Source organism: Nocardia sp. XZ_19_369, from assembly GCF_015355715.1.
Taxonomy (GTDB): domain Bacteria; phylum Actinomycetota; class Actinomycetes; order Mycobacteriales; family Mycobacteriaceae; genus Nocardia.
This window is the reverse complement of sequence record NZ_JACVED010000005.1, coordinates 47,678-70,129: the sequence shown is the minus strand read 5'-3', so window position 1 is coordinate 70,129 and position 22,452 is coordinate 47,678. Positions and strand designations below refer to the sequence as shown.

23 protein-coding genes are annotated in these 22,452 nt (G+C 66.9%); 10 read left to right on the top strand and 13 right to left on the bottom strand.

What is annotated here, in order from left to right; all coding sequences use genetic code 11:
- The first annotated feature begins 218 nt into the window (after positions 1-218).
- Positions 219-869, top strand: coding sequence for a TetR/AcrR family transcriptional regulator (locus IBX18_RS19295; protein WP_194835027.1), 651 nt, complete (start codon positions 219-221; stop codon positions 867-869).
- Positions 859-1,377: an HAD domain-containing protein gene (locus IBX18_RS19290; RefSeq protein WP_194835026.1), complete on the top strand. Its 519-nt coding sequence runs from the start codon at positions 859-861 to the stop codon at positions 1,375-1,377. The genes IBX18_RS19295 and IBX18_RS19290 overlap by 11 nt, the downstream gene beginning before the upstream one ends.
- Positions 1,378-1,491: 114 nt before the next feature.
- Here the strand turns inward: IBX18_RS19290 and IBX18_RS19285 are convergent, their stop codons facing one another.
- Both IBX18_RS19285 and IBX18_RS19280 read right to left on the bottom strand, forming a co-directional pair.
- Positions 1,492-2,025 carry a DUF3145 domain-containing protein gene (locus IBX18_RS19285; RefSeq protein WP_194835025.1) on the bottom strand — a complete coding sequence of 178 codons (534 nt, stop codon included), beginning with the start codon at positions 2,023-2,025 and terminating at the stop codon, positions 1,492-1,494.
- Positions 2,026-2,119: 94 nt separating this feature from the next.
- Positions 2,120-2,953: a serine hydrolase gene (locus tag IBX18_RS19280; protein ID WP_194835024.1), complete on the bottom strand. Its 834-nt coding sequence runs from the start codon at positions 2,951-2,953 to the stop codon at positions 2,120-2,122.
- A gap of 42 nt (positions 2,954-2,995) precedes the next feature.
- On the opposite strand from IBX18_RS19280, the gene IBX18_RS19275 reads away from it, so the two are divergent.
- The 4 genes from IBX18_RS19275 (at position 2,996) to IBX18_RS19260 (ending at position 5,878) form a co-directional block, all read left to right on the top strand.
- Positions 2,996-4,189, top strand: a complete 1,194-nt coding sequence (locus tag IBX18_RS19275) for a serine hydrolase domain-containing protein (RefSeq protein WP_194835023.1) — start codon at positions 2,996-2,998, stop codon at positions 4,187-4,189.
- Between the two features lie 4 nt (positions 4,190-4,193).
- Positions 4,194-4,715, top strand: a complete 522-nt coding sequence (locus tag IBX18_RS19270) for a GNAT family N-acetyltransferase (protein WP_194835022.1) — start codon at positions 4,194-4,196, stop codon at positions 4,713-4,715.
- Between the two features lie 86 nt (positions 4,716-4,801).
- The gene (locus tag IBX18_RS19265) at positions 4,802-5,149 is read left to right on the top strand and encodes an iron chaperone (protein WP_147134690.1); all 348 of its coding nucleotides are present in this window, start codon (positions 4,802-4,804) and stop codon (positions 5,147-5,149) included.
- Positions 5,150-5,248: 99 nt separating this feature from the next.
- Positions 5,249-5,878 (top strand): peroxiredoxin-like family protein, encoded by a 630-nt coding sequence (locus IBX18_RS19260; protein WP_194835021.1) that lies wholly within the window; start codon positions 5,249-5,251, stop codon positions 5,876-5,878.
- A 42-nt stretch (positions 5,879-5,920) separates the two neighbouring features.
- On the opposite strand, the gene IBX18_RS19255 is transcribed toward IBX18_RS19260, so the two are convergent.
- The 3 genes from IBX18_RS19255 to IBX18_RS19245 form a co-directional block, all read right to left on the bottom strand.
- Positions 5,921-7,051, bottom strand: a complete 1,131-nt coding sequence (locus IBX18_RS19255; RefSeq protein ID WP_194835020.1) for an NDMA-dependent alcohol dehydrogenase — start codon at positions 7,049-7,051, stop codon at positions 5,921-5,923.
- Between the two features lie 144 nt (positions 7,052-7,195).
- The gene (locus IBX18_RS19250) at positions 7,196-7,726 is read right to left on the bottom strand and encodes a DinB family protein (RefSeq protein ID WP_194835019.1); all 531 of its coding nucleotides are present in this window, start codon (positions 7,724-7,726) and stop codon (positions 7,196-7,198) included.
- 71 nt (positions 7,727-7,797) lie between these two features.
- On the bottom strand, positions 7,798-8,862 hold the full coding sequence (locus IBX18_RS19245; RefSeq protein ID WP_194835018.1) for a phosphotransferase family protein: 1,065 nt from the start codon (positions 8,860-8,862) through the stop codon (positions 7,798-7,800).
- A gap of 80 nt (positions 8,863-8,942) precedes the next feature.
- On the opposite strand from IBX18_RS19245, the gene pabB reads away from it, so the two are divergent.
- Together pabB and IBX18_RS19235 are read left to right on the top strand one after the other, a co-directional pair.
- Positions 8,943-11,183 (top strand): aminodeoxychorismate synthase component I, encoded by a 2,241-nt coding sequence (pabB, locus tag IBX18_RS19240; protein WP_194835017.1) that lies wholly within the window; start codon positions 8,943-8,945, stop codon positions 11,181-11,183.
- Positions 11,184-11,365: 182 nt separating this feature from the next.
- Positions 11,366-13,204 (top strand): TerD family protein, encoded by a 1,839-nt coding sequence (locus IBX18_RS19235; RefSeq protein ID WP_373889206.1) that lies wholly within the window; start codon positions 11,366-11,368, stop codon positions 13,202-13,204.
- A gap of 2 nt (positions 13,205-13,206) precedes the next feature.
- On the opposite strand, the gene IBX18_RS19230 is transcribed toward IBX18_RS19235, so the two are convergent.
- From IBX18_RS19230 to IBX18_RS19205, 6 genes are all read right to left on the bottom strand, one after another.
- On the bottom strand, positions 13,207-13,932 hold the full coding sequence (locus IBX18_RS19230; RefSeq protein WP_135235718.1) for a TetR/AcrR family transcriptional regulator: 726 nt from the start codon (positions 13,930-13,932) through the stop codon (positions 13,207-13,209).
- 27 nt (positions 13,933-13,959) lie between these two features.
- On the bottom strand, positions 13,960-15,189 hold the full coding sequence (locus tag IBX18_RS19225) for a cytochrome P450 (protein ID WP_135237927.1): 1,230 nt from the start codon (positions 15,187-15,189) through the stop codon (positions 13,960-13,962).
- Positions 15,190-15,307: 118 nt separating this feature from the next.
- A complete protein-coding gene (locus IBX18_RS19220) occupies positions 15,308-16,447 on the bottom strand; it encodes a winged helix DNA-binding domain-containing protein (protein WP_194835015.1) in 1,140 nt (379 codons plus the stop codon).
- Between the two features lies 1 nt (position 16,448).
- Positions 16,449-17,594, bottom strand: a complete 1,146-nt coding sequence (locus IBX18_RS19215; protein WP_194835014.1) for an epoxide hydrolase family protein — start codon at positions 17,592-17,594, stop codon at positions 16,449-16,451.
- 56 nt (positions 17,595-17,650) lie between these two features.
- The gene (locus IBX18_RS19210; RefSeq protein ID WP_194835013.1) at positions 17,651-19,045 is read right to left on the bottom strand and encodes a DUF1254 domain-containing protein; all 1,395 of its coding nucleotides are present in this window, start codon (positions 19,043-19,045) and stop codon (positions 17,651-17,653) included.
- An 80-nt stretch (positions 19,046-19,125) separates the two neighbouring features.
- Positions 19,126-19,419, bottom strand: coding sequence for a hypothetical protein (locus IBX18_RS19205; RefSeq protein WP_107654975.1), 294 nt, complete (start codon positions 19,417-19,419; stop codon positions 19,126-19,128).
- A gap of 228 nt (positions 19,420-19,647) precedes the next feature.
- On the opposite strand from IBX18_RS19205, the gene IBX18_RS19200 reads away from it, so the two are divergent.
- Entirely contained in the window at positions 19,648-19,926 is a 279-nt protein-coding gene (locus IBX18_RS19200; protein WP_107654974.1) for a hypothetical protein, read from the top strand.
- Positions 19,927-19,953: 27 nt separating this feature from the next.
- Here IBX18_RS19200 and IBX18_RS19195 read toward each other — a convergent pair whose 3' ends face one another.
- Entirely contained in the window at positions 19,954-21,258 is a 1,305-nt protein-coding gene (locus IBX18_RS19195; protein WP_194835012.1) for a carotenoid oxygenase family protein, read from the bottom strand.
- Between the two features lie 18 nt (positions 21,259-21,276).
- Positions 21,277-21,831 (bottom strand): hypothetical protein, encoded by a 555-nt coding sequence (locus IBX18_RS19190; protein WP_194835011.1) that lies wholly within the window; start codon positions 21,829-21,831, stop codon positions 21,277-21,279.
- 98 nt (positions 21,832-21,929) lie between these two features.
- Between IBX18_RS19190 and IBX18_RS19185 the strand changes: the two genes are divergently transcribed.
- Complete coding sequence (locus IBX18_RS19185) at positions 21,930-22,448, top strand: PadR family transcriptional regulator (RefSeq protein WP_194835010.1); 519 nt, start codon at positions 21,930-21,932, stop codon at positions 22,446-22,448.
- Positions 22,449-22,452 lie beyond the last annotated feature (4 nt).

The window sequence follows — 22,452 nt, the reverse complement described above, 5'->3', positions numbered from 1 at the left end:
ATGTGTTGCGCAACTGGACGTTTCCGCCTCACGCCGCCGAGGGGCCTCGTCGCGACCCGAAGCCGCAGCTCAAGGGGGAACGATAGTCGGCAACGCCCGAGAGCCCACGCACCAGTTCCCCCTCGATCAGCGCACGACCGGCCTCGAGGTCGGACTTCTACCTGGTACGCGCGTATCATCAACCCCTTCCGGAGGCGGGCGAAAGGCGGGTGGTGTGCATGCCGAAATTGGTCGACCACGACGTGCGGCGACGGGAGATCACCACCGCGGTGCGCAACGTCATGGCTCGCGGCGGACTGGAGGCCGCGACATTTCAGTCGGTAGCAGCCGAAGCCGGCATCTCAGTCCGCTTGGTGCAGTACTACTTCGGCACCAAACGCGAATTCCTCCTGGCAACCCACCGCGCAGTCCTCGAGGACGCCGCGAACCGATTCGGCCAGCGCTTGGCCGCCCTCGGCACCGACGCCGCCCCCCGTGATGCCCTACGCATCATCCTCACCGAACTACTCCCCCTCGACGAACCCCGCCGCCAAGACACCATCGTCCTCGACGCCTTCTTCGCCGCAGCCCTCACCAGCGGCGATTCCTTCGCCATGACCGACGCCATCGGCGGCTTCCTCCCCCTCGTCGACGTAATCGCCCACTACCTCCGCCGAATCCGCCACATCACCCCCACCACCCCCGCCCCACCCATCGACCTCGACGCCCACCTGATCGCCTTCACCATCGTCGGCCTAACCCAATCCGCCCTAGACCCCACCACCGCAACCTCAGCCCCCGCATTGCTCGAGCGCCTCTTCGACCGCATGCTCGGTCCAGCACCGGAAGATTCTGCCCCCCAGGACTATCCTTCAACGGATGACCAATGAAGAGCGCCCACTGCTCTTCCTCGACGTCGACGGACCGCTACTCCCATTCGGCATAAACACTCTTTCCAACCCAATCCCTCACTCACACTTGGCAAGACTGCGACCAGAAGTCGGACGTCATCTCGCAGCACTCCCCTGCGACCTGGTCTGGGCCACCACCTGGAACGAAGACGCGAACACCGAAATAGCGCCACGGCTCGGCCTCCCCCAACTGCCGGTAGTCACCTGGCCGGACTCATCCGACGACCACCACCACGAAGACCAATGGTTCGGACTCCACTGGAAAACCCGAACCCTGGTCGCCTGGGCCGCAGGCCGCCCCTTCATCTGGATCGATGACGAGCACACCGACTCCGACCGCGAATGGATAACCGCCCACCACCCCGCCCCAGCCTTACTCCACCACGTCGAGGCCTCCTGCGGACTCAACAACGAAGACTTCCCCCTCCTCCAAGAATGGCTTCGCCGTCCCCATAACCACGACTCAACGCAAGAAACATCCTCATGACGCACGCTGCAACCGCCGTCAAGAGCCAGCTCCATACGTCAAGTCGCCATCGCAGGCGATACGGCGCCGCTGCGAAGACGTTGATCGAGGCTGGAGGGTAGAGGAGTTGCGGGGTTAACCTACGTCTCGGCGCAACCAGGTGACTTCGGCACCGGATTCTGTTCCGTATCGGTAGATCTCCAGATCCTCGTCCCAGGGTGTGCCGAGGGCGCGGTCGATTTCGGCGGCGAGGTCGTAGGTTGTGTATCTTCCGAGTTCTCCGGCGGCTTGCAGCATGGCGCGTAGTCGCATTTCGCCGAGGGTGACGTCGCCGTTGGCGCTGGTGGATCCGTGCCAGAGGCCGAGTCCGGGGACGAAGCAGTAGCGTTCGCCGTCTACTCCTTCGCTGGGGTCTTCGGTGACCTCGAAGCGCAGGACCGGCCAGGAGCGCAGGGCTTGGGCGATGCGGGCGGCGGTGCCTACCGGACCCATCCATTCGCTGGTGGCGCGGAGTTGGCCGTCGGCGGGTTGGGCGGTCCAGCGCAGTTTGGCGGGGGCGGCGAGGGCCGAGGTGAGCGCCCATTCGACGTGCGGGCACAGCGCGGCAGGCGACGAGTGGATATACACCACACCCGCCGTCACGTCCGCGAACTGACTCGATGCGCGCACTACTAACACCTCCAGCGTCGACGGGGGACGTCTTCCCCAACGGCCCGTCTGCTGGTGTTGCCTGAGTGTACTGGAGTGCCCGAAGTTACGTGTGTTACTTCACCGCCGTGTTGCGTGGGAGCGTCGCCTCCGCAATAACAGCATCACTGAGGGGCGGCCAGGCCGCTCTCGCCCAGTCGCCGAAATTCTGGTCGGTCAATGCGAGACACGCCAACGACGACGCGGGGTCCACCCACAAAAAGGTGCCGGACTGCCCGAAATGGCCAAAAGTTCCCCCCGAATTCGAACTACCCGTCCAGTGCGGAGTCTTCCCGTCCCGAATCTCGAAACCCAGACCCCAGTCATTGGGGCGCTGCGAACCGTAACCGGGCAGCACGCCATTCAGGCCGGGGAATTGGACCGAGGTCGCCTCGGCGTGTGTCTGCGCGGAGATCAACCGCGGGTTCAGCAATTCCGCCGCGAAACGCGCCAGATCGGCCGCGGTCGACCGCCCGGCATGCCCGGCCGGTCCGGCCAGCACCGAACTGGTCATGCCCAGCGGCTCGAACACCGCGGCGTGCAGATAGTCCGCGAACGCGATCTCGGTCTGCTCGGCCACGAATCCCGCGAGCACCTCGAATCCGATGCTCGAATAGATGCGCCGGGTACCGGGGGCGGCCTGAATGTCGGTGGTGTCGAAGGCCAGTCCGGAGGTGTGCGCAAGCAGGTGCCGCACCGTCGATCCCGGCGGACCCGCGGGCTGATCCAGCTCGACCGCACCTTCCTCCACCGCGACGAGCACCGCGTAGGCGACCAGCGGCTTGGTCACCGACGCGAGCGGGAACACCCGATCCACCTCGCCGGCGCTCGCCGCTGCCCCGTCGGCGGTGACGACCGCGGCCGCCGCGTGCCGAACCGGCCAATCCCTGATCTCCTCGAGTGAACGCACTCAGCGAGCGTACGAGAAGAACGCCGTTACCATCGAATGACCATGAGTGAAATGCTGACGATCCACGGCGATGTCGAGTCCGGCTTCGGGCCCGTCGCCGACGCCTTCCGGCGCAACTTCGCCCAGCACGGCGAGATCGGTGCCGCGGTGGCGGTCTACGCGGGCGACCGTCCGGTGGTGGATCTGTGGGCGGGCCACCGCGATCGGCACCGGACCTTGCCGTGGGAACGCGACACGATCGTCCCCGTGTTCTCCTCGACCAAGGGCCTTGCCGCGTTCACGCTCGCCTCGGCGGTGTCGAAGGGCCTGCTCGATTACGAGCAGCCGGTGGCGCAGTACTGGCCCGAGTTCGCCGCGCACGGCAAAGGCGAGATCACCGTGCGGCAGCTCATCGACCATCAGGCGGGGCTCTCGGGTCTGGATCCGGTGGTGCGGCTGAGTCAGATCGCGGACCTGGACGGGCTCGCGCCGATCCTCGCCGCACAGAAGCCCGCATGGCGACCGGGCACCCGGCACGGCTATCACGCGATCACCCTCGGCCTCTATCAGGGCGAACTGCTGCGACGGGTCGATCCGCAGCACCGCACGCTCGGGCGAATCTTCGCCGAGGACATCGCGAAACCGCTCGGACTGGATTTCTTCATCGGCCTGCCCGCCGACCAGGGGCTGGAGCGCATCGCCACCATGGCCGCCACCCGAGGCATGGACGCGCTGCGCTACGAGCGCGACTTCCCGCTGCGCATCGGTGCGGAGATCGCCGCCAAGCGCGGGTTCGCCTATGCGGCACTGAGCAATCCGCGGACCGGCAGTCCGGCGCGGGCGACCCGGCGCGAATTCCTCGAGGTCGAGCTACCCGGCTCCAACGGCGTCGGCAACGCCCGCGCACTGGCCCGCGTCTACGGCGCCGCCGCGGGCCGCACCGGCGCCCTCCCCCTCAATAACGCCTTGCTCGACCAGCTGGCCGCGGCCGACACCGCCGACGACGTCCCCGCCGGAGACCTGGTGCTGCACATCAAGACTCGCTACCACCTCGGTTTCCGCAAGTCCGGCGGCGAGTTCCGCTTCGGCTCCGACAAGCGCGCCTACGGCACCACCGGCCTCGGCGGCTCCTTCGGCTTCGCCGACCCCGCAACAGGTCTCGGCTTCGGCTACTCGATGAACCGCCTCGGCCTCGCGGTCCTGGACGACGTCCGCAGCCGCAACCTCCGCCAAGCCCTGCTCCGCTGCACCCGCTGACCGGATGACTGCCACCCACCGGGGGCCCGGGACAGTGGGCAGCTGGACCGTCGACCTCGAACCCTTCGACTCCCCCACCGCCGCCGAGCTGTGGCGCGCGTACTACACCGAGGTCAGTGACCGCTGGTATCAACTGCACGAAGGCCGCGCGACCGACCCCGCGGAACTCGCGCGCGAGATCGCGGCGACAACCTGGACCGAATTGTCGCCGCCCAGTGGCGTACTGCTGGTTGCCCGGTATGACGGTGAACCTGTCGGCACCGCGGGCATCCGCCTCCTCGACACCGCGACCGCCGAGTTGAAGCGCGTCTTCCTGCGCACGGATATGCGCGGAAAGGGCGGCGGCGCCATTCTCATCGACGCCGCCGAGCATGCGGCCCGCAGTCTCGGTGCCGCGCGAATAGTGCTCGACACCCGCCGCGATCTGGTGGAGGCCAGGGCGATGTATGCCCGGCTGGGATACAAAGAGTCGACGCCGCACAACGACGAGATGTATGCGGAGTGCTGGTACCGCAAGGAGCTGTAACCGAACGCGCCGCCTGCCTACACTGACGATGCTCGACCCATCTTCAGCGATTCGATCGATACCCGCTCACGGAATCGAGGGACCTCGTGGCAGAGCAGCCAGCAACCATCGACGCATACATCGCCGCGTTTCCCGAAGACGTGCGCGGCATTCTCGAGGAAATCCGGCACACCATCCAGCGCGCACTGCCGGACGCGACGGAGGCGATCAGCTACGACATCCCCACCTTCAAGGTGAACGGCCACAACACCGTCCACTTCGCCGGTTGGAAGAAACACATCAGCCTCTACCCGATCCCCGACGGCGACAAAGCATTCAACCGCGCCGTCGAACCGTATCGAGCGGGCAAGGGAACGCTGAAATTCCCGCTGACCAAACCCATTCCGTACGACCTCATCGCAGAGATCGCGACCACCCTCGCCACCCGCCGCTGACCGATACGTCCGAAAATCTGTTCGCCGCCGCCTCGGCCACACGGCATGATGACCGACGTCTCGATGTCGATCGGCGGAGCCGGGGAAACAGGTTTTTTGATGTCACATGAATTCGGGAAGCTGCGGCGCATGATGGCCGAGCTCGATGAGATGCAAGCCGAACTCGCCCAGACCCATATCCGCAGGGCCGCGATCGTGACGGCGAACTCGATCCGAGCCGGCTACACCCTCCCCGATTTCACGCTGCTCGATGAGGCGGGCGAGCCGACGAAACTTTCCGAGGTCGCCGCGAACAGCTTTGCCGTCCTCGTCTTCTACCGTGGCGCCTGGTCCCTGCCCTGTGCCGAGGCCCTGACCCGGTATCAGCACGAACTGCTGCCCGAACTGACCGCCGGCGGCGTGCGCCTGATAGGCATCAGTCCCCAAACTCCAGAGGGCTCGGCATACACCCGGTTCCTGAACTCCCTGGAATTCCCCTTGCTGTCCGACCTCGACAACGTGGTCGCCCGCGCACTCGGCATCGGCAGCCACGCCGACCAAGCCTTCATGGACGCGATCGAGCTGGGCGGTTACGCCATCGGCAACCGCAACGCCGAAGGCGAGTGGGAACTCCCCATTCCGACCACGCTCATCATCGATCGCAGCCGGACCGTCCAATTCATCGATGTGCGGGTCGACGACATGCCGCGCACCGACCCGAACGACATTCTGGCCGAACTGCGCTCGTGACCCGGCCGAGCGCCCGGCTCGGCCCGATCACGAGTACCTCGGTTACCAGTCGGCTTCGGTGTACTTGATGATGCCGCGAATGTTCTTGCCGTCCAGCATGTCCTGGTAGCCCTGGTTGATCTCCTCCAGGGAGTAGGTGCGGGTGACCATGTCGTCCAGGTTGAGCTGGCCCGCCTTGTACAGCCGCAGCAGGTTCGGCGCGTCCTGACGGGCATTGCCGCCGCCGAAGATGCAGCCTTTCACCGTCTTCTGCAGCATGGACAGCAGGAAGCTGTTCATCTTGACGTCGCCGGCGTCCATCCGGCCCATCGAGGTGACGACGAGGGTGCCCGCCTTCGCGGTGAGGATCAGGCCCTCTTCGATGTAGTCGCCGTGCATTTCGCCCATGGTGAGAATGACCTTCTCGGCCATCCGCCCCTCGGTGACGTCCATGATCGGCATGATCGCGGCGGCCATGCTCTCGTAGGTGTGCGTGGCGCCGAACTTCTGCGCCTGCTCCCGCTTCCACGGATTCGGGTCGATGGCAATGACTTTCGTGGCGCCGGAGAGCACCGCGCCCTGCAGCGCGCTCATGCCGACCCCGCCGATGCCCGCGATCACCACGGTCTCCCCCGGCGCGACCTGCGCGACGTGGGTGGACGAGCCGAAGCCGGTCGGCACGCCACAGCCGACCAGGCAGGCCACCTCGAACGGCACGCTCGGGTCGATCTTCACCACCGAGGTGTGGTGCACCGTCATGTACGGCGCGAAGGTGCCGAGCAGGCACATCGGGATGACGTTCTCGCCACGCGCCTGGATCCGGTAGGTGCCGTCGCTGATCGCCTGACCCATCAGCAGGCCTGCCCCCAGATCGCACAGCGCCATATTGCCGCTCACGCAGGACGGACAGCGCCCGCAGGCGGGGATGAACGACAGGATGACGTGGTCGCCCACCTGCAGGTCGGCGGGGCAGTTGGGCCCGAGTTTGGTGATCACGCCCGCGCCCTCGTGCCCGCCCATCACCGGGTAGGCGGGCATCGGCGTCGCGCCGGTCACGATGTGATGGTCCGAATGACACATGCCCGCTGTCTCCAGCCGGATCTGCACCTCACCGGAGACCGGATCGCCGACCTCGACCTCTTCTACCGACCATGGTTGGTCGATCCCCCACAGGATCGCGCCCTTCGTCTTCATTCCTGTCGACCCTCTCGCATGCACGTGCTTATATGTGACTGCACCCACACTACGAGAAAAGTGGAACGCGTTCTAGTACCGAGTCGAAATTTCAGCGGTACCGGTGGTCGAGGCTTCGGAACACGTTCTAGTCCTGGGACGATTTCAGCAGCGCACGTCGTGCACGTGGTGGACCAGATCGTGGATGAAGTAGCGCGCGAACGACTCCACCGTGAAGACAGCGCCGTCACTGCGCGCACCGCGCAGGTCGCGCGCGGCGGGCGGCACGGACTCGAAGGAACGCGCGACCGCCTCGGCGGCCACACCCAGTTCGGCGGAGACCTGCGCCGGGTCCTGCTTGTCATAGCGGTCGGCCACGGCGGTCTCGTCCTGATCCCAGTTCGCGAACCGCGGCACCGTGCCGTCGGCCGCGCCGAGCAGGATCAGATTGAGGCGGGTATCGAAGAGCCGGCACACGTCGCGCACGTGTGCGCCGTACTCGAGCGGCGACCAGGTCGCGTCGTTCGGACGCACCCGGACATCGGGACGGTCGAGCACCTCGGCGAATCGCGCCGCACTGTCCCGCACCAGTGGCGGCACATCCTCGTAGCTGATCGCGTCGGGGTCGAAACCACAATCGGGACAAGCACGTTCGACCACCCAGGTCCAGTTCTTCACATCAGGAACGATCGGCATGCGCCAAAGATATATTGGCCGAATATCGACAACCATAGATATTCAGCCAAGTGTCGGCAACATCCCGACAATCACTCCATCAGGCGGTGCGCGCGCTCGAACAGCTCCAGCGTGATGGCGTGCAGGAAGTCGCCGACCTGCTTGGGCGCCTTGCCCGCGAACGCGCGGGCATGCGTGCCCTCCAGCACGATGCCGAGCTTGAAGCAGGCGAGCACGGTGTACCAGGGCACGGCGCTGAGATCGCGATCGGAGAATTGCCCGTAGTGGGCCACCATCTCGTCCGGAGTCGGCAGCCCGCCCGCGGCCCCGAGCTTGCCGACCAGCGCGGCGCCGGTGGTGCCCGGTTCCGGCCGGGTGGCGATCTGCCAGCCCAGATCGAGCAGCGGGTCACCGATGGTGGACATCTCCCAGTCGACCATGGCCGCGACCTGCGGCCCGTCGAAGGCGAACATCATGTTCGCCAGATGGCAGTCACCGTGCAGGATGCCCGGGGTCCACTGCGCGGGCCGGTTGCGGTCCAGCCACTCACCGGTCCGCTCGATACCGGGGATCTCCGGGCCGGGATAGCCCTCGTTGGCCGAGTACGACTCGAGTTCGCCGAGCCAGCGCGGCACCTGACGTTCCAAGAAGCCGTCGGGCTTGCCGTAGTCGGCCAGCCCGAGGGCCTGATAGTCGAGCGCGCCGAGCCGGGCGATCGCCTCGACCGCGGACAGCCCCATCTCCTTGCGGACGGCCGGGTCGCCCGCGTGCAACTCGGGCAGCTCGTTGGCCGGATTGAAGCCGTCGATCGGCTCCATCAGATAGAACACCGCGCCGATCACCGAGTCGTCCGGGCAGGCGGCGATCACCCGCGGCGCGCGCACATCGGTGCCGTTGATCGCGCCGAGCAACCGGGCCTCGCGCCGGATCACCTCGTTGCTCTTCGCGCGCAGATGCTTCGGGCCGCGGCGCAGCACGTAGTCCCGACCACCGCGGCCGAACCGCAGCATCACGTTCTGCGTGCCGCCGCCGAGCGAGGTCACATCCCCGAATTCGCCTGCGGGCAGGCCCTGCTCATCCATCCACTTGCCGACGAGGGCGAAGTCGACGAGTTCGCGGTCCACGCCGACGGGTTGCGCAACAGACATGTCCAACATTGTGCACCACGGGCCGAGCCGAACTGACGGCATATGACAACAGTTGGCCGCAACCTGGGCGGCGTAGGGTTTCGGGCACCATGCGCACGTTGTTGATCGACAATTACGACTCGTTCACCTATAACCTGTATCAGCTGATCAGCGAGGTGAACGGCATCGAGCCGACTGTCGTGCGCAACGACGAGGCCGGCGAGCTGGAACTGGCCCGATTCGACAACATCGTCATCTCCCCGGGACCGGGCCGCCCGGACGTCGCTCGCGATGTCGGCATCTCGGCGGCGGTGATCGGCGCGACCGATCTGCCGCTACTCGGCGTGTGCCTCGGCCATCAGGGCATCGTGGTCGCCGCGGGCGGGATCGTCGCCGCCGCACCGGCCGCGCGACACGGATACCTCGACCGGATCGAACACGACGACCGCGACCTGTTCGCCGGGCTCCCCCAGAGTTTCACCGCCGTGCGCTACCACTCGCTGAGCGCCCAGCGGCCGCTGCCGGACAGCCTGGAGATCACCGCGGTGGCCGCCGACGGGGAGATCATGGGGGTGCGTCATCGCAGTCGGCCGCAGTGGGGCGTGCAGTTCCACCCAGAGTCGATCGCCAGCGAGTTCGGTGCCGCACTGCTGCGCAATTTCGCGAAATTGACTGCGGCACACCGGGCTCAGGCCACCGGGCGGAACACGAGTGCGCGAGCGGAGCCGGTGACGATGCGGCTGCGGCCCGTCACCGCCCAGCCCAGCGCCACCCGAACCCTCTCGGAGACAACACAATCCACCCTGTCGCATGAGCAGTTCCCGGCCCTGGTGGAGCAATTCGGTGCCATGGGAAGCAACTTCGCCGCTGTTCCGGCGCGACCCGACATCCTGGATCGCTACGGCGGCCCGCCCCGGCACTGGCAACTCCAGCACACCGTGCTCGAGCGGGCGATCGATACCGAGAGCGCCTTCGTGCGGCTGTACGGCAACTCCCCCACCGCATTCTGGCTCGACAGCGAGCACGTCGAGCCGGGCCTGGACCGGTTCTCCTTCCTGGGAGATGCGAGCGGGCCGCTGGCGGAGGTGGTGCGCTACCGGGTCGGCACGGGCGAGGTGACCGTCGAGTCCTCCGATGGCCATCGCCGCGTCGTCGCCGGTGGCGTGCTCGACTACCTGACCGCCGAATTGCGGCTGCGCAGGCTCGAACTCCCCGATCTGCCTTTCGATTTCGCGGGCGGGTACGTCGGATACCTGGGCTACGAGGTGAAGGCCGATTGCGGCGGCCAGGCCGCCCATCGGGCACCGACACCGGACGCGCAGTGGATCTTCGCCGACCGGATCGTGGTGGTCGATCACGTCGGCGGCCGCACCCACCTGCTCTCCCTGACGGATTCGACCGCCGACTCGCTGCGCGCGGGCGCCGACTGGCTGCGCGACACCGGCGAAACCCTGGAAACCCTGCCTACCTGGGCGAATCCGCCCACGCTCGAGGTGCCATCGGACGGCGACACCGTCGAACCGCTGCTGACCCGCGGCCGGGAACGCTACCTCGCCGACATCGCGATTTGCCGGGAGCGGCTGCTCGCGGGCGAGTCCTACGAAATCTGCCTCACCGACGGCGCCACCGTGCCCGCCGCCGAGCACGACGGCCTCGACTTCTATCGCACGCTGCGCCGCTGCAACCCGGCCCCGTACGCGGCGTATCTGCGGTTCGACGATCTCGAGGTCGCCTGCTCCTCACCGGAACGCTTCCTGAAGATCGACCGCAGCCACACGGTGGAGAGCAAGCCGATCAAGGGCACCGCCCCGCGCGGCGCCACCCCGGCCGAGGACGAGCGGCTGGCCCGCGAACTGGCCGACAGCCCGAAAACCAGGGCCGAGAACCTGATGATCGTCGACCTGTTGCGCAACGACCTCGGCCGGGTCTGCGAGATCGGCAGCGTGCACGTGCCCAAGCTGATGGCCATCGAGTCGTATATGACCATGCACCAACTGGTTTCCACGGTGCGCGGCACGCTGCGCCCCGGCGTCGGCGTGATCGACTGCCTGCGCGCGTGCTTCCCGGGCGGCTCGATGACCGGTGCGCCGAAGCTGCGCACCATGGAGATCATCGACGAGCTGGAAACCGAAGCGCGGGGCATCTATTCGGGCACCATCGGCTTCCTCGGGCTCGGCGGCACCGCCGATCTCAACATCGTGATCCGGACCGCCGTGCGCTACGACGGACACTGGCGGATCGGGGCGGGCGGCGCCATCGTGCTCGACTCCGACGCCGAGGACGAGTACCACGAGATGGTGCTCAAGGCCGCCGCCACCTTGCGCGCGGCGACCGACCGCGTCGGTCACTGAGCAGATTCTTCCGAGCTGACCCGGAAACCCGTCGAGGGCGGGAAGAACCCCCTGGATACGGCCCACGGCCCGCCGAGTGGAGGGGTCGGCGGAGTCGGCGTGTCGGAGGGTCGTGGCATAGTTCGAGCACGATGAAACTCAGCAAAGGCGCTAATGCAGCGGTACCGACATCCCTTCTTGCCGTGGTTGTTTCGTGGCGGTCGGCGCATGCGGTAGACGCGCATGCCCTTTTGCTCGGCGAATCCGGGACGGTGCGTACCGATCGGGATCTGGTGTTCTACAACGCCCCCCGGCATGTTTCCCAGGCGGTGACGCTGGATCAGGAGCCGGCCCCGCAGACCGCCCGGCTGAGCGTTTCGCTGCCGCGCACCGAGCCGGACGTGGACCGGATCGTGCTCGCCGGGTCGCTCGACGAGGGCACCTTCGGCGATATCACCGGTCTGACCCTCACCATCCACGACGCGCACGGGCCGATGACGGAGTTCGCGATCGAGGACGCCGATCCGGTCACCGCGCTGATGTTCGGGGAGTTCTATCGCAGGGACGGCCAGTGGCGGTTCCGTGCCATCGCCCAGGGCTGGTCCACCGGCCTGGCCGGGCTGGTCACCGAATTCGGTGTCAGCGTCGATGATCCGGCCGACGAGCGGCGAACCACGCACCCGGCGCACCCGTTCGGCGGCGACAACCGATCGGCACATCCGGCGGACCCGTTCAGGGGCGACAACCGATCGGCACATCCGGCGGACCCGTTGAGCGACGACACCCCCTCGGCACAACCAACCGCCCCGGCGTTGGAGCGCATCCCCTCGGACTCGCTCGACGCGGCGCAAGCACCGACGAATCCCCGCATGCGGCAGACGGATCTACTCGACCAGCCACCCGCCCGCTCGCCTTACGCACGACCGGTCGACCTGGCCCGCCGCCTCGCCGACCCGCCGCCCGCGCCCGCCCCGCCACCGAACCCCGAACTCGCCGACTGGCATCCGGATCCCGAGGACCCGGCGCGCCTGCGCTGGTGGGACGGTACCGAGTGGACCACCGCCACCCATCGCCGCCACCAGCCGAGCGACCGGCACTGCGCACGGTGCGCAAACCTGCGGCGGCGCAAGCTGTTCGGCGGTCTCGCATCGTGCCAGTTCTGCGTGGCCGAGATCGAGGAGTTTCTCACGCACTGGCACACCCAGGCGTGGCGGGTGCTCACCGGTCATGGCCCGCGCGGCCCCGAATGGGCGTCGCTATGGGCGTCGCTGCGCTATCAGCGCATCGAGGAGCAGGCGGGCCGCGAGGCCCTGCGCGATGTGGCGCTCAGCTATGTGGAGCGGTTGGTCACCTTCACCTTCGCCGACGGCGAGGTCGAGCACGACGAGTTGGCGGCGTTCGAGCACGCCGTCACCGAACTGGCGCTGACCGGACCGCTCGTCGAGGACCTGCGGCGGCGAATGCATCGGGGGCGCACGCTGTCCCGGCTGCGCGGCGGCGATCTACCGGCGATGCGAACTCCTGGCCTGCACCTGGATCCAGAGGAAAAGGTTCACCTGGATCTACCCGCGGTGCACGTCCGGCAACTGGCTCGCGGGCCGCGGCTCACCGAGGGCAGGATGATCGTCAGCAACAAGAAGCTGCGCTTCGTCGGCCACGGCACCGGCACCGAATTGCCATGGACCCGTGTTGTTTCCGTGCACACCGAGCAGGACTCGGTGGTGCTCGCGGCCACGTCGTCGCGCGGCGGCGCCACTTTCACCGTCGCCGACCCGGATTACGTCGCGGCCGCGCTGGAGGGCGCGCTACGGGTGGCCAAACGGCTGATCCTCACCCCCGGCCAGCGCGACACCCGCAGCATCCCGCAGGAGGTGAAAGCCGAAGTGTGGCAACGCGACGGCGGCAAGTGCGTCGAATGCGGCGACAGCCACTACCTCGAGTTCGACCACATCATCCCGCTCAGCCGCGGCGGCGCCACCAGCGCCACCAACCTGCAAATCCTCTGCCGAGCCTGCAACCGCGCCAAAGGCGCCCGCATCTGAGCTCACTCGGTGAGTAGCCCTGCGGTGCGACCGAGGTCGACCAGCATGGCGTCGAACAGGATTTCCGGGTTGGACAGCGGGATCGGGTAGTTACCGAAGACTTCGAGCGTGACGTGGCCGTACAGGCGCGCCCACATCTGGATCATCAGATACATCACGCCCAGATCGAGCTTCTCCGCCGGGAACTTCTGCCCGGTCTCCGAGAGCGCCGCGAGCAGCTCGGTCTGGAAGTGCACCAGATCTTCGCGCAGCTCCGGCGGGATGACGTCGGTCGGCGGGGTCACGATGGCGTAGTTGGCCAGTAGCCTGCCCGCGGCGGCGAGGAAGATCCGCCCGAACGGCTCGGAGAAGCGGCGCAGGGCGCGAGCCTCGCCGCCGCCGGGCGAGGCGAACACCAGGGTGAACTCCCTGGTGTGCGCCAGCGCCCAGCGACGAAAGCCCTTGCAGATGGCGAAGAACTGGACCACGCCGTCGTCGGGCAGCGCCGCGATCTCGGCGGACAGCTCGTCGGCGAGATCGGCGCAGAACTCCAGGCGCAGCCGCTCCAGCAGGTCGTCCAGCGACCCGTAGTACCGGTACAGCGCGGGGGCGGTGATACCCAGCGCACGCGCGATCGCGCGCAGGCTCACCGCGGCTTGTCCTTGTTCGACAAGCAGCGTCCTGGCCACCCGCCGGATCTCGGCGTCGGTCACGATCGGCGAGCGGCCCCGGGGTTTGGGGTTACTCATCCTGTCATTCAAGCGTATTCGGCCAGTTCAGGCATATTCGACATCCCACCGCTTGATTCCGTTCAGCCAGCCTGAACGCAGCCGCACCGGTTCGGCGACCTGGCGCAGGTTCGGCATCGCGTCGGCGATGGCGTTGAACATCAGGTCGATCTGCAGCCGGGCCAGGTTGGCGCCGACGCAGTAGTGGGTGCCGGTGCCGCCGAAACCGACGTGCGGGTTGGGATTACGCAGCACGTCGAAGCTGAACGGATCCTGGAACGCTTCCTCGTCGAAGTTGGCCGAGCCGTAGAACAGTCCGAGCCGCTGGCCCTTCTTGATCTGCTGGCCGCCGAGCTCCAGGTCCTGAGTCGCGGTGCGCTGGAAGGCATTCACCGGGGTGGCCCAGCGGACGATCTCGTCCGGCGCGGTGCGCGGGCGCTGCGCCTTGTACAGCTCCCACTGGTCCGGGTTGTCCACGAACGCCTTCATGCCGTGGGTGATCGAGTTGCGGGTGGTCTCGTTGCCCGCCACCGAGAGCAGGATGACGAAGAAGGCGAACTCGTCCGAGGCCAGGCCCTCGCCGTCGATGTCGGCGTTGACCAACTGGGTGACGATGTCGTCGGCCGGACACTTGCGGCGATCCTCGGCCATGTTCCAGGCGTAGCCCATCACCTCGGCCGTCGCGACCTGGTGATCACCCTCGAATTCGGGGTCGTCGTAGGAGATCATCTGGTTGGACCAGTCGAAGATCTTCTTGCGATCTTCCTGCGGGATGCCGATCAGCTCGGCGATGGCCTGCAACGGCAGTTCGCAGGCGACCTGCTCGACGAAGTCGCCGCCGCCGGACTTCTTCGCCTCGTGCACGATCTTCGCCGCCCGCTCGGTGAGCGCAGCGCGCAGGTTCTCGATCGCACGCGGCGTGAAGCCCTTGGAGATGATGCGGCGCACCTTGGTGTGCTTGGGCGGATCGAGGTTGATCAGCAGCATGTCGCTGAGCATGCCGATCTGCTCCGGGGTGACGTCCTCGTTGAACCGGATGATGGAACCGTTCTCGTGCGAGGAGAACAGCTCCGGGTGCTTCGAGATCTCCTTGATGTGGTCGAGCTTGGAGACCACCCAGTAGCCGCCGTCGTCGAAGCCGCTGGCCCGGCCGGACTGCGCGCACCACCACACGGGAGCGGTGCGGCGCAGCTCGGCGAACTCCTGCACGGGAAGTCGACTGGCGAGCACGTCGGGGTCGGTGAAGTCGAATCCCGCGGGAATCGAGGGCGTGGTCACGGTCACGGCTAACTCCTACCGGTCTGGGCTGCAGACCTCACGACATTGTGTGGAACACGTTCCAGAGATGATGGAACCACAGAACCGGGGTTGGTGAACAGTGTTTAGTAAAACCCGTTTACTTGATTCGGTACGGCAGCAGCCGAACGTCGCGGTGGGTGCCCACAGGTGTCGCGAAGGCCAGGAGGTTGTGCGCCTCGGCTTCGATCTCGACGTGGTCCGTCGCGGTCAGTGGACGCAGCGGGCGTACCGTCAGTACCTCGGTGTCGTCGGTCCGCGCGCGAGTCCAGATCGCGGCGACCGTGCCGTCGACGAGCACCGTCGCGGCGACGCCCGCACCGATGCAGACCTGAGCGCGCACCTCCTTGGTCATGATCCGGGTCCGATCGGCATGGGCGAGCAAGGTCGCGTCGAACTCCGGTAGTAACCGCACCGGAGCGGGCACGTCCGCGTCCGGTCGCGGTGCGTCCGGGAGGTCGAACAGCTCCCTGCCGAGTTCGTCGGTGTAGCAGCGTAATTCGGGCCGCAGCTGTTCGAACACCGCACGGAGCCCGCTTACCCCCGACCAGGCCCGTGCGTCGGCGATGGTGGCGGGGCCGAAGGCCGCGAGGTAGCGCCGGACCAGCTGCCGCCGGTCCTCTTCTGTTGCCGCCGAGGGCATTCCGATCCACTCGGTGCCGGCGAATGGCGTTGCGCCGCGGACGTTCCAGGTGCCGCTCGGTGCCGGGTGCACGACCGGCACCAGGTACTGCGCCGTCCACCCGAGGGCGGTCGGGTCCGCGCCGGGCCGTTGCTGTGCCAGCAGTCTGCCGAGTTCGGGCCTGGTCAGTATCTGCCCGTCGGCCAGTAGCGCGGTGGCGTCGACGATCAACGCGTCGAGGTCGATGCCCTCGGTGCGACGCCCGAATGCGTTGCGCTGCACCCGAAGCAGCAGCGGGGCGAGCATCGGCCGGACCAGCCGGAAGTCCGGCACCGACATCAGGTGCTGGGTGGCACGCATCATCGTGGAACGCACCAGGGTGCGGTCCTCGATCGCGGCGGTGAGGTCGCCGATGGTGAAGTCGGACAGTCTGTTCCACAGCGCCAGGTACGGCAGGTTCGGATCCTGCGCGTTGAGGCCGAACACCTGCTCGACTGCTGCGGCGACGGAAAGGTTTGTCCGCCGCAGCAGTAACTGGCGTTCGAGCAGGGCGCGGTTGAGTGCCCGCGAGCTCAGCACGTCGGACCGGGTTCGCCGCAGCGGCTCGCGGGCGGCCATCTCAGGCGAGCTTCCGGAAGAAGACCCGCAGGTCGTCTACTACGGCCTGCGGTTCCTCCATGGCGAGGAAATGTCCGCCGCGGCCGAGTTCGGTCCAGTGCACGATGTGGTGATCGCGCTCGGCCCAGCGGCGAATGGTCACGTCGTGGGCGGAGACGAGTACGCCGGTCGGCACCGTTGAGTCGGCGGAACTCCAGTCGTTCGCGGAGATCTCCTCGTAGTAGATCTGCGCCGCCGAACCCGCGGTGCCGGTCAGCCAGTACAGCGAAACGTCGAGCAGCATGCGATCCCGATCGATGGCGTCCTCGGGCAGAGCATCCTCGGGCATGGTCAGCTCCTTGAACTTCTCCACCATCCAGGCCAGCTGGCCGACCGGGGAATCGTTCAGCCCGAACGCCACCGTCTGCGGGCGCTTCGCATTGCATTGCAGGTAAGCGTCGTTGAAGTTCTGCATGCGCCGCCAACGCTGTTGCTCGACCTCGCTGAGCCCGTCCATCTCCCCTTCGATGCCCATCGGGAAGGTGATCATCCCGTTGATATGGACGCCGACGACCCGCTCCGGATCCTGCCGACCGACCTGCGGCGCGACCCACGAGCCGGTGTCGTAGCCGTGCACCCCGTAGCGGTCGTAGCCCAGCCTGGCCATCAGCTTCGCGAACACCGCCGCCATCTTCGCCGCGTTCATGCCCGGACCGGCCAAGGGAATCGAGAATCCGAAGCCGGGCAGCGACGGAATCACCAGGTGAAAGGCGTCGGCCGGATCGCCGCCGTGCGAGCGCGGATCCGACAGCGGGCCGATCACATCGAGGAAGTCGGTCACCCCACCCGGCCAGCCGTGCAGCAGCAGCAAGGGCGTCGCGTCCGGTTCGGGCGAGCGGACGTGCAGGAAGTGAAGGTGCTGCCCGTCCACCTCGGTGCTGAACTGCGGATGCCCGTTCAGCAGCGATTCTTGTGCCCGCCAGTCGAATTCGGTGCGCCAGTACTCGGCGAGGTCCTTCAAGTAATCGACCGGCACGCCTCGGCTCCAGCCGACGCCCGGCAGCTCGGCGGGCCAGCGGGTGTTCGCCAGCCGCGTATGCAGGTCGTCGAGCTGAGCCTGCGGGATCTCGATGCGGAAGGGGCGGACGCTCTCCGGTGTGGTTGTCATGAATACAACGGTATTGAGCCCTTAGGACAGGTTCGTTCCTAACGAACGACTCGATCTCAAGGCACCGGCAGCAACGGTGGTGGCTGCCAACGTCCTTGGATCGCTTCGGCTTTCGGTGCGTACAGCCGCAGGGTGAGGGAGAACGGTCCCGATTCCGGGATGGGTAACCAGTTGCCCACCGGGACACTCGGACCCGGGTCTGCGTGCTGGACCGCGAGATCGACGGAGCCGTCCGGGTTGGGCACCACCGGAATTTGGTGGCCGATGGCGTAGATCCCGGCGGGGTTGGACATCAGGTAACTGTCGGCGTCGTAGGCGGTCAGCGACCAGAACGCGTCGACCGGCGGTGTCTGCCCCGCCGGGAAGTGCAGGCGGAACCGGCCTGCGCTGTCCGCCGTCGCGAACAGCGTCGGATAGATGGCGTCCTCGGCCAGGTTGGCGCCGAGCCCTTTCCACGCGATGGCGGCACGCTGCAGATAGTTGGTGCCGTAGGTGCCGATGGCGGGATCGAAGGTCCAGCCGTTCTCGTGCACCGCCTGCGGATCGAGGTAGACCGGAATTTGTTGTCGCGCGGTGTTCACCGCCGAGGACAGTTCTTGGTCGGTGAGTCCGATGACCTTGCCGCCCGGCGTGATTCCGATCATGGCGAAGCGTTTCATCGCGGCGGCGTCGTTGGGTGTAGCCGGGTTGGTTGCCAGTACCGCGCACATTCGATCGAAGAAGGTCCGCGCATCCATCTCGGCGACCTGCTTCGCGGGTGGCGCCGAATCCGCTTGGGGCACAGGGGGTAGCGGCGCGACCGGACGGCGCGCTGTCCAGTCGCTCAGCGGCATCAGCTGCAACTGTTGCTGAATCGCGCGCACGGCAGGCAGATCCGACGGACCGTTTACCTGGATCCGGCCGATCAACCACACCGTCGGCGTGGGCACGAGCAGCGGCGTGACATCGTCGGGCAGGGTTCCGGACCAATTCGGCCCGACGATGGCATAGGCGCCCGACGATCCCGGCTTCGCCTGCGGCCGAACGCTGCTCGGGTTGTGCACGGTGTTCGTCCACGCGTCGAGCAGCTGCATCAGCCAGTACCGGCCGCCCTCCATGGCGGGCACCCGCAACACGATCGGCTCGGCGCGCAGATCGAGCCACGCGACCGAGTACAGCGTATCCAGGTTGAGCCGCACCACATCTCGCCGCGCGGGAGTCGGCAGCGCGGCGGCGTGCTGGAACCGATTGGCCGGCGTCGTCGCCTCGGCCGCCGCCCTGGTGACGTCCATCAGGACCAGCGGGAAGCCGAAGATGTAGGCGTCCTTGGCGATCGACTCGGCGGCACTGGGCGCAACGGTGTCAGGGCCCGAAGACGCGTCGTCGGACCGACCACACGCCGACAACCCCGCCGCCGCCACGGTCGCCGCCAACCCGAGCACGCTCCGACGCGACAGCCCGCCTTCGCCCATAGGTTTTCCCCTGCTTCCGATCCGGTCGGACATGGCCAGCGATTGCGCAGGAGTATAGCTAAATGTTTGCCGCTAGCGGCTCAGGTGCCCAGCACGGCGTTCATGATGGTGCCGGCGCTGGTGGCGACGACACCGCCGATCATGGCTCCCGCGATCATCTTCGGCGACTGCAGCGCGCCACCCTGCCACTTCTCCCAGGCGAACTTGCCGCCCGCGAAGATGATGGCCAGGATCCCCGACAGCAGCGCGAACCAGGTGAGGTAGCGAACCATCTGTAAGAGCTTGTCCGACAAGGGTGGCGCTTCCGGGGTCGGGTTGCTGACCTGCGCCAATGTCGTGAATGTCTCCCCGACCGACGCCAGAATAATGCTCACCGTCTACTCCCTACGCTCCACTACAACTTTGGTGCCGCCGAGCTGCCACGCGAAAGTTGTTCAACCCCCGCTCCACCCATCATCCCGAGCTTCAGCAACCCCGGCAAGTGCCCTGGTACGGCGAACTTCACTCCAGCGCACCGACCCGACTGCATTGCAGCGAACAAACCGATACCATCGCAGACAGCGAATCCTGCCCTGTCCCGAATCCAGAATGAGCTGACCACGATGATCCTGCTCGCCGTGCACGACACACTGCTTGCTCAGATCGGCAACCCCAGCCCCGAGGCTCCGCCGGTCTCCGACAAGTTCCTTCAACTGGTCCGCTACTTCACCTGGTTCGTTCTCCTGGCCGGCATCGTCGCCATCATTTACGCGGGCGGCAAGTTCGCGTGGGAGAAGTGGACCGGCGGCGGCCTCGATTCCCCGAAGATGGTGGCGGGGGCCATGATCGGTGGTGTCGTCGCCACCAGCGCGGGCACCATCATGAACGCCGTCATCGGCTGACCCCCGCCCGCTCCCCTACGCCCTGAACTACCGGTCCGCCAACCAACTTCCGTGGAACCCGAACGGGACCCGCTGCGGCAGGTGGATGGTGGCGACCGGTGCCGCGGCCAGGTCGGTGGCGTCCAGGATGGTCAGATCGCTGCTGTCGGTCGCGGCGTCGTAGACGAAGGTCATGAGATAGCCGTCGCCGCCCGGGTTCTCGTCGGCGGGCGCGAAAACCGCCTCGCCGGGGATCCGCCCCGGGCCGAACTCGTGCGCCGTGCTGCTGCCGGTGTGCAGGTCGTAGCGCAGTAGCGCGCCGGAATCATCGGCCACCGCGGTATGACCGAACCGCGCGTTCGACCCGACCAGACGATCGTCCACCCGCGGGAATTCGGCGACCCGATCGTCGAGCTGTTCCTCGGCGACGGTGCCCGCGGCGAGATCGATGGTCCACCGCCAGAGGGTCGACTTGTCGAAGGTGTGCGTTTCGCTGCGCCACAACTGCGGATAGCGCATCACGTACAGCACGATCTTGCCCGGCTCGTCGTAGGCGTTGAGGGTGTGGAAGACGTAGCAGGGCTCGATCGGAAACCAGCGCACCTCGCCGTGCGGATCGTCGCGCCGGAGCACGCCGAGGCGCGCCTGGTAGCTGTCGCTCCAGCGGAACGGCATGCCGGTGCGGGCGACCGCTTCCGCGATGTCGAAAACGACGGGTAGATCCATGAATACGACGTGCTCGGCGGTGAGGTTGAAGTCGTGCTGCATCGTCGGGGCCGGCACCTCGATCGGACGGCTGAGCAGCAGATCGCCGTCGGCGTCGGCACGGTGGTAAGTCAAGAAGGGCGGGTTGGTGAGCTCGTAGCCGAAGAAGTGCAGCTCGCCGGTGACCGGGCAGGTCTTCGGGTGCGCGGTCATCGCGGTGCCCAGCCTGCCGTCGAAATCGTAAGCACCGACGGTGTCCAGGTCGCTGGTCAGTTCGTACGGAAGCGACGACTCGACCAGCGCCAGCGTGCGGCCCGCGTGCCGGATGACGTGGGTGTTGGCGACACCGGCGGTCAAATCGTGGTTGCCGAACTCGTCGTAGATGCGCGCGTCGTCGGTGAAGGTGGTGGTGCGGACCCAGCGATTGCGGTAGGAGACCGCCCGGCCGTTCTCGATCCGTACGCCGTGCACCATGCCGTCACCGGCGAACCAATGGTGCGAGGTGGCCGCGTGCGGATTCGGGCCGTTGCGCAGGTACCAGCCGGTGAGTTCGGGCGGAAGCTGTCCGGTAACCGGCAGGTCGTATGTGGTGAGCTCGTCGGTGACGGGCGCGTAGTTGCCGGTGAGGTGCGGCACGGAAGTGGTCATGGGAGACAACCGATCTGATCAGGGTCGAGCGGCGGCGGGTGCCTTGGACTGGATGTAGGCGACGTAGCGGATCGTGAACACCGCGGGCACCGCGAAGGCCAGCACCTGCGCGATGGTCCGCGGCGTCGACCCGGCATGCGCGAGCGCGATCAGCACGACGCAGCCGATGGTGAAGCTCGCCGCCCACACCGCGGTGAGCACGTAGGCGGTGCGGACGAACACGGGGTGATCCCAGAGTTCTTGCGGGGCGGTTTGTTTCGCGATGCCGAGGGTGAAGGGTTTACGCAATGCCAGCGAGACGCCCGCGATCAGCGCGAGCACGCCGGAGGACAGGGCCGGGCTGTAGGGGTGCAGCGCGGTAGCCGGATCGGCGAAGGCGAGCACCGTCAACGCCGCGAAGAAGATCAGCGATCCGAGATCGATGATCAAGGCGTCGAGGGTGCGACCGGCCCGGAGTTGCCTGGTCACCTCGAACAGCGACAGCAGCAGTGCGCCCAGCGCGGCCCACTGCCAGTACGCGGCGGGGACCACGGCGTAGACGATCCAGGGGGCGAACGTCCGCAGATACGACATGTCCAAGAGCTCCTCGCCGCTCGACATTCCAGTTTTGACATGTCGAAACTAGATGCTGCGAAACCGACCTGTCAAGGATGGAATGTAGAGTGACCGGCATGAGCCTTCGGTACGCCGTGCTCGGCCTGCTGGCCGACCGCCCTGCCAGCGGTTACGACCTGATCTACCGGTTCAAGAACTCGCTGGCCAACATCTGGACCGCGACGCAGAGCCAGATCTATACCGAGCTCACCAAGCTCGCCGAGGCCGAGCTGATCAACGTGTCGGAGGAAGGGCCGCGCGGCCGCAAGGAATACACCATCACCGAGGCGGGCTTGGCCGCCTTGAGACACTGGCTCACCGAGACCGCGCCGAAGCAGGCAAACCGCAACGAGCTGCTACTGCGCGTCTTCTTCCTCGGCGTCATCCCGCGCGACCGAGCCGAGGCGTACCTGACCGACATCGAGACCTGGGCCGACCGAAGTCATGCCGACCTGATGGCGCTCAAAGAGTCGATCGACTGGGAGGACAACGACTTCTCCAGAAACGGCCGCATCGCCCTGGAATGGGGCGAACGCTACTTCCTGATGAACAAGGAGTGGGCCGAGTGGGCGAAGAAGCAAATGCCCGAGCACTGAAGGT

Coding starts and splice junctions, on each gene's coding strand:
- IBX18_RS19295 (WP_194835027.1), top strand. CDS start 219: ATGCCGAAATTGGTCGACCACGACGTGCGGCGACGGGAGATCACCACC.
- IBX18_RS19290 (WP_194835026.1), top strand. CDS start 859: ATGACCAATGAAGAGCGCCCACTGCTCTTCCTCGACGTCGACGGACCG.
- IBX18_RS19275 (WP_194835023.1), top strand. CDS start 2,996: ATGAGTGAAATGCTGACGATCCACGGCGATGTCGAGTCCGGCTTCGGG.
- IBX18_RS19270 (WP_194835022.1), top strand. CDS start 4,194: ATGACTGCCACCCACCGGGGGCCCGGGACAGTGGGCAGCTGGACCGTC.
- IBX18_RS19260 (WP_194835021.1), top strand. CDS start 5,249: ATGTCACATGAATTCGGGAAGCTGCGGCGCATGATGGCCGAGCTCGAT.
- IBX18_RS19255 (WP_194835020.1), bottom strand. CDS start 7,051: ATGAAGACGAAGGGCGCGATCCTGTGGGGGATCGACCAACCATGGTCG.
- IBX18_RS19250 (WP_194835019.1), bottom strand. CDS start 7,726: ATGCCGATCGTTCCTGATGTGAAGAACTGGACCTGGGTGGTCGAACGT.
- IBX18_RS19245 (WP_194835018.1), bottom strand. CDS start 8,862: ATGTTGGACATGTCTGTTGCGCAACCCGTCGGCGTGGACCGCGAACTC.
- pabB (WP_194835017.1), top strand. CDS start 8,943: ATGCGCACGTTGTTGATCGACAATTACGACTCGTTCACCTATAACCTG.
- IBX18_RS19230 (WP_135235718.1), bottom strand. CDS start 13,932: ATGAGTAACCCCAAACCCCGGGGCCGCTCGCCGATCGTGACCGACGCC.
- IBX18_RS19220 (WP_194835015.1), bottom strand. CDS start 16,447: ATGGCCGCCCGCGAGCCGCTGCGGCGAACCCGGTCCGACGTGCTGAGC.
- IBX18_RS19215 (WP_194835014.1), bottom strand. CDS start 17,594: ATGACAACCACACCGGAGAGCGTCCGCCCCTTCCGCATCGAGATCCCG.
- IBX18_RS19210 (WP_194835013.1), bottom strand. CDS start 19,045: ATGGGCGAAGGCGGGCTGTCGCGTCGGAGCGTGCTCGGGTTGGCGGCG.
- IBX18_RS19200 (WP_107654974.1), top strand. CDS start 19,648: ATGATCCTGCTCGCCGTGCACGACACACTGCTTGCTCAGATCGGCAAC.
- IBX18_RS19195 (WP_194835012.1), bottom strand. CDS start 21,258: ATGACCACTTCCGTGCCGCACCTCACCGGCAACTACGCGCCCGTCACC.
- IBX18_RS19190 (WP_194835011.1), bottom strand. CDS start 21,831: ATGTCGTATCTGCGGACGTTCGCCCCCTGGATCGTCTACGCCGTGGTC.
- IBX18_RS19185 (WP_194835010.1), top strand. CDS start 21,930: ATGAGCCTTCGGTACGCCGTGCTCGGCCTGCTGGCCGACCGCCCTGCC.